Origin of the sequence: Bradyrhizobium sp., assembly GCF_019244115.1 — a bacterium.
Taxonomy (GTDB): Bacteria; Pseudomonadota; Alphaproteobacteria; order Rhizobiales; family Xanthobacteraceae; genus Bradyrhizobium.
The window spans coordinates 1-7,948 of sequence record NZ_JAFATE010000665.1 but is presented as its reverse complement, the minus strand read 5'-3'; the positions used below and the strand labels follow the sequence as shown (position 1 = coordinate 7,948).

Genomic DNA, 7,948 nt, shown 5'->3' with positions numbered 1-7,948 from the left:
GCCTCCGCGTTGTCGCAGGGCCTGCAACTGGAAAAGGCTGCGCTTGGCGACGACATGAAGCCGAAGTCCGGGGCCAATGGCGCGGCCGCGATGCGGCAGGTGGCGCGCGGCGCGGCCAAGCTGATGGCCGCCGATGACGGACCGCGCATCGGCGCGCTCGCCTTCGACGGCTGGGATACGCATGCCAATGAAGGCGGCCCGGTCGGGCGGCTGGCGCAACTGCTCGGCGGTCTCGATGGCGCGCTCGCGGAATTCGAAAACGGATTGGGCGAACGCTGGCGCGACACCGTCGTGGTGGTCGCTACGGAATTCGGCCGCACCGCGCGCATCAACGGCACCGAAGGCACCGACCACGGCACCGGCACGATCGCGCTGTTGGCCGGCGGCGCAGTGCAGGGCGGGCGGGTGATTTCGGACTGGCCGTCGCTGAAGCCTGCGCGCCTCTATGACGGCCGCGATCTCGCGCCGACCACGGATCTCCGCGCCGTGCTCAAGGGCGTGCTGGCGGATCATCTCGGTCTCGGCGAACGCGTGCTCGCCGAGCGCGTGTTTCCGGGCAGCGCGACGGCCAAGCCGATGAGGGGATTGATTGCCTGATCCCGTTTCGACATCGTTCTTATCGAGGTCGCAATCCGCGGTCATCGACTGCGACGCCATCCACCTCAGGAGATCGACTGATGTACATTGCCATGAATCGCTTCCGGGTCGCCAAGGGCTCGGAGACGGCCTTCGAGCAGGTCTGGATGTCGCGCGACAGTCATCTCGACAAGGTACCGGGCTTCATCGAATTTCATCTGCTCAGGGGGCCGGAGGCCGAGGACCACACGCTTTATGCCTCACATACGATCTGGGCGAACCACGCCGCGTTCGAGGCATGGACGAAATCGGAAGCGTTCCGCGCCGCGCATCACAAGGCGGGAGACAACAAGCCGCTTTATCTCGGCCATCCGCAGTTCGAGGGCTTTGAGGTGCGCCAGACCGTCGGGGGTCGAAAGTAACAACAAAGGGGACTTCCGCCGCAACCTGGAGTTTGACCTCGGAGGTCATGGAATCCGGCCGCGCCAGCCGTTATGCTGGTCGCATGGATGCCCATGTCGTCCCATTCGGGATTCATTTGCGGCGCTGGCGCGAACGGCGCCGCATGACCCAGACGGATCTCGCTGCGGCGGCGGAGAGTTCGACGCGGCATCTGTCCTGCCTGGAGACCGGCAAGGCCCAGCCCAGCCGGGACATGGTCATCCGTCTTGCCGAATACCTGGATATCCCGCTGCGCGACCGCAACACGCTGCTGCTCGCAGCCGGCTTCGCGCCTGCCTTCTCAGAACGTTCGCTGGACGGACTGGAGGCAGCGAAGGCCGCCATCGAAACCCTGTTGCGGGCGCATCATCCGCTTCCCGCCCTTGCGGTCGACCGGCACTGGAATGTGGTGCTGTCGAATGCCGCGCTTCCCCAGCTCTACGAGGGATGTTCCGAGGCGCTGCTGCGCAAACCGGTCAACGCCGTCCGCCTTATGCTTCATCCCGAAGGCATGGGACCACGGATCGTCAACTTTGCGGCATGGCGCGCTTACACGGTCATCATGCTGCGGCAGCAGCTGGACGCGCATGGCGACCCGGTCATCAAGCAGCTGCTCGCGGAGGTGGTCAGCTATCCGGTGCCCGATGCCAGCGAGGAGCCGCGAGCTTTTGAGGGCGCGGAGCGCCTGGTGACGCCGTTCAAGGTGGCGACGCGCTTTGGCGTCGCCTCCTTCCTGAACACCATCACGGTGTTCGGCACGCCGAATGACGTGACGCTCGCCGAACTCGCGCTCGAAATGCTGTTTCCCGCCGACCAGGAGACCATCGCAATCGTAAGAAGCATGGTCGAGGAAAGCGAACTCCGCGCGCGGCGCAAGCTCCTGGCGTGATCCTGCTTCACCTCTCCCCGCTCGCGGGGAGAGGACGCCGCGCCAAGAGCGATGCCTTCATCGCTAAGTGCGTGGTGAGGGGGACTCTCCGCGAGGAGCCAAAGAATGCCCCTCATCCCAGCCGCAAGAGCGGGGAGAGGGAGCGCAGCGCCGATGCTGCAACAGCTCGACCTAAACTCATCATGGCAAGTCAGAGCCTCTACAGTGCAGCGCGCACTCTAACCGCTGCTCATGAAGCCGAGCAGATCGTGGGTAAACCGGTCACGATGGGTCAGCGCAATGCCATGCGGCGCGCCTTCGTAAACCCTGAGCTCGCTGCCGGGAATCGCCTGCGCGAGCATTTGCCGCGTGCGCTCCAGCGGGGCAAGCTCGTCGCGATCGCCCTGCAGGATCAGCACCGGGAGCTGCAGACTGCCGAGCAGCGCGCGATGATCGCTGCCGGCGATGCTGCGCTGGCATTCGATGATGGCCTTGGGCGAGGCGCTCAAAAACTGGTCCAGCACCCATTGCGTCATCGCGGGGGATGCTTGCGAGTCCCGGCCAAGAAAATACGCAAGGCCGCCCGCCAGGAAGGCGGGCCGATCCTTCTTCAACGCGGCGATCATGCCGTCGAACATCGACCGGTCCTCGCGAAATGGGGCGACCGGGCTCGTGAGCACGAGCCGCGCGATGCGGTCCTTGCCGTGGCGAGAGATGTAGTGAATGGCTTCCGCACTTCCCATGGAGTAGCCGACCAGCGTGACGTCGCGAAGGTCGAGCTGTTCGATCACGGCCGCCAGATCCGCGGCCAGCGTGCCGAAATCATAGCCATGGCCGGGGTCCTCCGATCGGCCGTGACCCCGGCGGTCATAGGCAACGCAGCGCACGCCCTGCTCGCTCAGTGCGACGAGCTGGTATTCCCAGATGTCGGAATTGAGCCCCCAGGGATGGCAGAACAGAACGGGCTTGCCTGTGCCCCAGTCGCGATAGAACAGCCTGACGCCGTCTGCGCCCGCGAGGAACGGACCGCGCGCGATCTGCGGCACATGCGCGGCCGGTTGTGCTTCGGCGCGGCCCAGATTGACCGCGGCCAAGGCCGTGATCGCAGCCGTTAATTTCATCGCCGCGCGCCGCTCCATCCAGCCATGCTGTGCCCGTGTTGCGTCGCCTCCAGGCGGAGTCTTGGTCGAATGATCGGGCTGCTCGTCCATCGCGCTGCTCCGGGTCCGTGCGCATAGCCGTCCAAGGCGGCTCGCGTCGATACCCGGAGTAGCAGCCTCGCCGCACAACGCCCATGACCACGCAGGTCAAGTTCGGCAGGACTCCCGCTTCGGGTAGTTTCGTTAGACCATGCGGCCGGTGAGAAGGCGTGGCTCCTAGCACTCGCCTTGCGATTGTCGTAACCTCTCCCCGTTCTTTACGGGGAGAGGTCGGCGCAGCGGTAAGCGCTGCTCCGGGTGAGGGGCAGGGCAGTGCGCGGCCCAGATCAAAAGTCCGTCCGAATCGCACGGCGCTTGCGCATCGATCAAACAGATGCGGAAAGGGTGCTCTGGAATCGGATTCGCATCGGCAGATTGATGGACACAAGTTCGTTCGGCAGGAACGGATCAACCGTTACGTCTGTGACTTTGTCTGTCGCGAGAAATTGCTCGTCGTTGAAGTGGATGGGGGACAGCACAACGAGTCTGCGGCAGATGCGATCCGAGATCGGGTTTTGGCGGCTGACGGGTATAGGGTGCTACGGTTTTGGAACAATGATGTTCTGGGCAATTTGGATGGAGTCTTGGTCACCATTCAAGATGCGCTTCGTGGATAGAGCCCCTCACCCCGACCCTCTCCCCGCAAGAGCGGGGAGAGGGAGAAGTTTCACTTCGTGATCTGGTCGATCTCGGCGATGTCTTCGGCGCTCAGCTTCCACGCGATCGCCTTGACGTTCTGCTCGACCTGTTCGACGCGGGTGGCGCCGGCGATCACGCTCGAGACCTGCGGGCGTGCCGCGAGCCAGGAGAAGGCGAGCTCCAGCATGGTGTGCCCGCGCGCTTCTGCGAACATCTTCAGCTTCTCGACGATCTCCTCGTTGCGCGGCGTGACGTATTGATCGCGGAGGCGCGGCACCTTGCCGAAGCGGGTATCCTCGGGTGCGGCTTCGCCGCGCCTGTATTTGCCGGTGAGAAGCCCGCTGGCGAGCGGAAAAAACGGCAGCAGCCCGAGCCCATATTCCTGCGCTGCCGGCAGCAGGTCCTTCTCGATGCCGCGCACCACGAGGCTGTATTCGTCCTGGCAGGAGATGAAGCGGCTGACGTTCATCGCGCGCGCGGTGAACTCGGCCTCGGCGATGCGCCAGGCCGGAAAGTTCGAATTGCCGATGTAGCGCACCTTGCCCTGTCGGATCAGGTCATCGAGCGCGCGCAAGGTTTCGTCGAGCGGCGTCAACGGATCGTAGTCGTGCTGCTGATAGAGGTCGATATAGTCGGTCTTCAGCCGCGTCAGGCTGGCCTCCACCGCATTCATGATGTAGCGGCGCGAGGCGCCCTGCTTGGTGCCGTCGGCCGCCATCGGTTTTGAATATTTGGTTGCGAGCACGATGTCCTTGCGCCGGTCGCCGAGCACGATACCGAGGACGGTCTCGGAGCCGCCCTGGCCGGCATAGATGTCGGCGGTGTCGAACAGCGTGATGCCGAGATCGATCGCCTTGTGGATCACCTTGCGCGAGGCCTCGAGGTCGATGCGCTGGCCAAAATTGTTGCAGCCGAGGCCGACGGCGGACACGCGCAGGCCGGAGCTGCCGAGATTACGAATTTCCATGGAAAGGTCCTGTCAGAAGAGCGAGTTACCATTGTGGCCCGCCCGCAGATGCGCTGCAAGGCACCCGCGCGGAATGGACCTATTCGCAATTGATGCGGCAAGGTGATCTGATCTGGCGGATCGCTGTTATCGAGAAGTGGGTCCCAAAAAGACGCGGCCCCGGTCAGACGCGGCGACTGACGGGGACCGCTGGGGGCGCATGATCCGTGACGGGGGGCCTGATCAGGCGCCAATAAACCCTAGCCTTGCTTTGTTACGCCGCGGTGACAGCCGGATTTGTCCACAATTGCAACGTCACGTGCCATCGCGCGGCCGGCGCTGCGGGCCGGGTGTTCAGATCGCCTTGCGATAGACGATGAAGCCGGAGCGTTCCGCGACCTTGTCGTAGAGCTCCTGCGCGACGACATTGGTCTCGTGGGTCTGCCAATAGACACGCGGCGAGCCGGCCATGCGCGCCGCGTCATAGACGCCGTTGATCAGCGCGCGTCCGACGCCCTTGCCGCGCGCGGCCTCACTGGTGAACAGATCCTGCAGGTAACAGAGCGGCGCAATCGCCGTGGTGCTGCGATGAAACAGATAATGCGTGAGGCCGAGCAGACGGCCATCGCTCTCCGCGACCAGGGCATGGACCGGCTCATAGGCATCGAAGAAGCGCCGCCAGGTCGTCGCCGTGATTTCCGGGGCCAACGCGGTTGGGCCGGATCGCCCGTAGAACGCATTGTAGCCGTCCCATAGCGGCAGCCACTGGTCGTAATCGCCTCGCCTCGCCGCGCGGATGATGAGTTCGCCGGACATTCGTGACTCCTCAGCACGTTGCATCCTTTGCAGCGTAGCTTACGCGGCCGTCGTTGAGGAGATCGTCCTTCGGGCACGGCCGGTGGCTCAGCCCGGCATCGCCATGCTGATGCTGCTCGACAGCAACGTGATGGTAATCGCGATGCTGAGGGAGAACGAACTGACCGCAAGCGTTGCGACCACGGCATCGATCAGTTGCGACGAGGCGACGCGTTTGCCGTGGCCGCGGAAGCCGGGCGCGGCGGAAGAAACTGTCATGGCGTCCAAACATCCTTCGAATGGGGACGAATCACTTGGAGGATGTGTTGCAGGCATGACGGGCAGGATTGCGGCGGTTGTGAGTCTATGGCGCCGCACGCGTTAACCGGCGTTAACACGTCTTAACCGATATTAACGATTGGGGGGTCGGCAGCGCCGTCGGGAACGCGCCCTCAACCCGCCGCGATGCTGGCCGGGTCGTCGATTTCCACCGCCTTCCAGTCCATCGTCACGAAGCCAGGCGTCTCCTGCATTCGCCTGAGCCAGCTGCGGATCGCCGGGAACGGCTCGAGGTCGAAGTCGCAGCGGTCGGCGACATGGGTGTAGCCGTATAACGCGATGTCGGCGACGGTGAGCTGGTTCGCGGCGAAATAGATGTGGTGCTTGAGATGATTCTCCATCACCTGCAGCGCCGCGTAGCCGCGCTCCATCCAGTCTTCCAGCGCATGGGTCTGCAGGTCGCGGCCGCCCTTCACCAGCGACAGCCAGAAATACGCCGCACCGATGTTCGGCTCGATGGCGTGCTGCTCGAAGAACATCCATTGCAGCGCCTCGGCGCGCTCGATCCGCGACTCCGGCGCCAGCGGCGTGCCGCCGGCGACGTACCACAGAATCGCATTCGATTCGGCGAGAAAGCGGCCCTCGCCGACTTCGAGCAGCGGCACCTGCCCGCTCGGATTCTTGGCGAGAAAATCCGGCGTCCGGCTCTCACCGCGCAGTATATCGACTTCGATCGCATGATAGGGCGCATTCAGCAGCGCGAGCGCAAGGCGGACCTTGTAGCTGTTGCCGGAACGCTGCATCGAGAAGAGTTTGTACATGCGACCGCTTTCGAATTGCATCTTTCGTTGCGCTGACGAGCCTGTCGTCGTTGCGCAAAGCGGCTAAACAATGATGCCGATAGGCAAACGCCGCAAGTGCTGCGCAATGGAAAAAGTCGAAAACATGTTCCGCACTGCAAACGTGGAGAAGTTCCTTCTCACACGCAGCCACAATCAAGTTCACGCTTGCGCGATCTTTATCGCAAACGACGTCGCGAGCTTGCGATCGATTGCCGCGCGGCGAAGAATCGAAAGGTAAAGCGCAAGCAGGACGACGAGTCCCAATGGTATGCCAGTGGCGGCGGCAATGCTGCGTGACAGCAGGGGCACGATCCACGCTGCGGCCAGCAGGCTGATCTCGAAATCGCGGAAGCCGCTGACGAGACCGTGCCGCACCAGGAAAGCGATGGCGACGGCGAGCACGACGAGATCGTAGTCGAGCACGTAAGGCGTGGCGAGCAGGCTTGCGGTGGCAAGCGCCGCGGCCTTCAGTTCGAAAGCGCTTGTGCCGTGCCACAGCCAGGCCAGCGTAGCGGCGAGACCAATGGCCAATGCCGTCTGGATTGCATAAGCGGTGCCGAGATCGGCACCCCAGTTGCGGACGGCTGCGAAGGCCGACTGGATTTTCTCCCAGCCGGTGCCGCCCTGTTCGAGCACCACGGTCTGCGTGAAGCCGAATGAAGCCGCGAAAGCATGCCAGACCTCAGCTCCGAGCGTGATGATACTGATTGCAATCAGCGCCATCACGGTTGCGGCAGCGGCGCCGATCGTGCTCCAGCGCCGTCCGGCCACGAGTGCGATCGGGATCAGCACGCCGAACTGCGGCTTGTAGGCGAGGAGTCCGATCAGGACGCCCGCGATGGCGGGCCTGCGATCGATCAACTGCAGTGCACTACCGAGCAGCGCAGCGGTGAGGAATCCATTCTGGCCGTGGCCGATATTGACCAGCACGGCGGGAAAGGCTGAGGCGACCAGCAGCGTCTCACGACGCGGCAGGATTGCACGGATCGCGGCGAGATAGGCGGCCATGCTCGCGACCAGCCACAGGAGCAGGCCCCAAGCATAAGGGAGCGCCGCGACCGCAAAGGCGACGGCAAAGAAGAAGGGCGGGTAATGCCAGCCGAAGAACGGCACGCCCCGGTCGTCGAACACCGCTTTCTCGGCCTGGTGCTGCAGCACCGGATCATAGGCGTCTTGCGCCTGGCCCCGCCAGGTCAGCCGTCCTGCCGCATAGACATTGGAGAAATCGGTGCCGATCGGCTTGCCGTTGCGATCGAGCATTCGATCAGACAGCGCAACCCACGCCACGGCAGTCACGATGCCAAGGACGAGCAGGATCAGGCTGTAGCCGCGGATCCGCGACGCCGTCAGCCACCGGCCAGAT

At 63.8% G+C, this 7,948-nt stretch carries 9 protein-coding genes and 1 pseudogene; 4 read left to right on the top strand and 6 right to left on the bottom strand.

All coding sequences use genetic code 11. The features are described from left to right. The 3 genes from JOZ76_RS28950 to JOZ76_RS28940 form a co-directional block, all read left to right on the top strand. On the top strand, positions 1–597 hold a 597-nt coding region (locus JOZ76_RS28950), incomplete at its 5' end, for a DUF1501 domain-containing protein (RefSeq protein ID WP_291704534.1). Between the two features lie 80 nt (positions 598–677). Next, positions 678–998: an antibiotic biosynthesis monooxygenase family protein gene (locus JOZ76_RS28945; RefSeq protein ID WP_291704532.1), complete on the top strand. Its 321-nt coding sequence runs from the start codon at positions 678–680 to the stop codon at positions 996–998. A gap of 83 nt (positions 999–1,081) precedes the next feature. Beyond that, positions 1,082–1,906, top strand: coding sequence for a helix-turn-helix domain-containing protein (locus JOZ76_RS28940; protein WP_291704536.1), 825 nt, complete (start codon positions 1,082–1,084; stop codon positions 1,904–1,906). Between the two features lie 218 nt (positions 1,907–2,124). Here JOZ76_RS28940 and JOZ76_RS28935 read toward each other — a convergent pair whose 3' ends face one another. Beyond that, positions 2,125–3,096 (bottom strand): alpha/beta fold hydrolase, encoded by a 972-nt coding sequence (locus JOZ76_RS28935; protein ID WP_291704530.1) that lies wholly within the window; start codon positions 3,094–3,096, stop codon positions 2,125–2,127. 246 nt (positions 3,097–3,342) lie between these two features. On the opposite strand from JOZ76_RS28935, the pseudogene JOZ76_RS28930 reads away from it, so the two are divergent. Continuing rightward, positions 3,343–3,701: pseudogene (locus tag JOZ76_RS28930) on the top strand (endonuclease domain-containing protein). Positions 3,702–3,751: 50 nt separating this feature from the next. On the opposite strand, the gene JOZ76_RS28925 reads toward JOZ76_RS28930, so the two are convergent. From JOZ76_RS28925 to JOZ76_RS28905, 5 genes are all read right to left on the bottom strand, one after another. Continuing rightward, a complete protein-coding gene (locus JOZ76_RS28925; protein WP_291704528.1) occupies positions 3,752–4,690 on the bottom strand; it encodes an aldo/keto reductase in 939 nt (312 codons plus the stop codon). Between the two features lie 333 nt (positions 4,691–5,023). Beyond that, complete coding sequence (locus tag JOZ76_RS28920) at positions 5,024–5,485, bottom strand: GNAT family N-acetyltransferase (protein ID WP_291704526.1); 462 nt, start codon at positions 5,483–5,485, stop codon at positions 5,024–5,026. A gap of 87 nt (positions 5,486–5,572) precedes the next feature. Beyond that, a complete protein-coding gene (locus JOZ76_RS28915; RefSeq protein WP_291704524.1) occupies positions 5,573–5,743 on the bottom strand; it encodes a hypothetical protein in 171 nt (56 codons plus the stop codon). A gap of 173 nt (positions 5,744–5,916) precedes the next feature. Further along, the gene (locus tag JOZ76_RS28910; protein WP_291704522.1) at positions 5,917–6,564 is read right to left on the bottom strand and encodes a glutathione S-transferase family protein; all 648 of its coding nucleotides are present in this window, start codon (positions 6,562–6,564) and stop codon (positions 5,917–5,919) included. 180 nt (positions 6,565–6,744) lie between these two features. Then, positions 6,745–7,948: glycosyltransferase family 87 protein (locus tag JOZ76_RS28905; protein ID WP_291704520.1), on the bottom strand; the 1,204-nt coding region annotated here is incomplete at its 5' end.

Bases quoted from the DNA above. Each gene is read 5' to 3' on its own strand.
- JOZ76_RS28915 (WP_291704524.1), bottom strand. From the start codon at position 5,743: ATGACAGTTTCTTCCGCCGCGCCCGGCTTCCGCGGCCACGGCAAACGC.
- JOZ76_RS28910 (WP_291704522.1), bottom strand. From the start codon at position 6,564: ATGTACAAACTCTTCTCGATGCAGCGTTCCGGCAACAGCTACAAGGTC.
- JOZ76_RS28940 (WP_291704536.1), top strand. From the start codon at position 1,082: ATGGATGCCCATGTCGTCCCATTCGGGATTCATTTGCGGCGCTGGCGC.
- JOZ76_RS28935 (WP_291704530.1), bottom strand. From the start codon at position 3,096: ATGGACGAGCAGCCCGATCATTCGACCAAGACTCCGCCTGGAGGCGAC.
- JOZ76_RS28920 (WP_291704526.1), bottom strand. From the start codon at position 5,485: ATGTCCGGCGAACTCATCATCCGCGCGGCGAGGCGAGGCGATTACGAC.
- JOZ76_RS28945 (WP_291704532.1), top strand. From the start codon at position 678: ATGTACATTGCCATGAATCGCTTCCGGGTCGCCAAGGGCTCGGAGACG.
- JOZ76_RS28925 (WP_291704528.1), bottom strand. From the start codon at position 4,690: ATGGAAATTCGTAATCTCGGCAGCTCCGGCCTGCGCGTGTCCGCCGTC.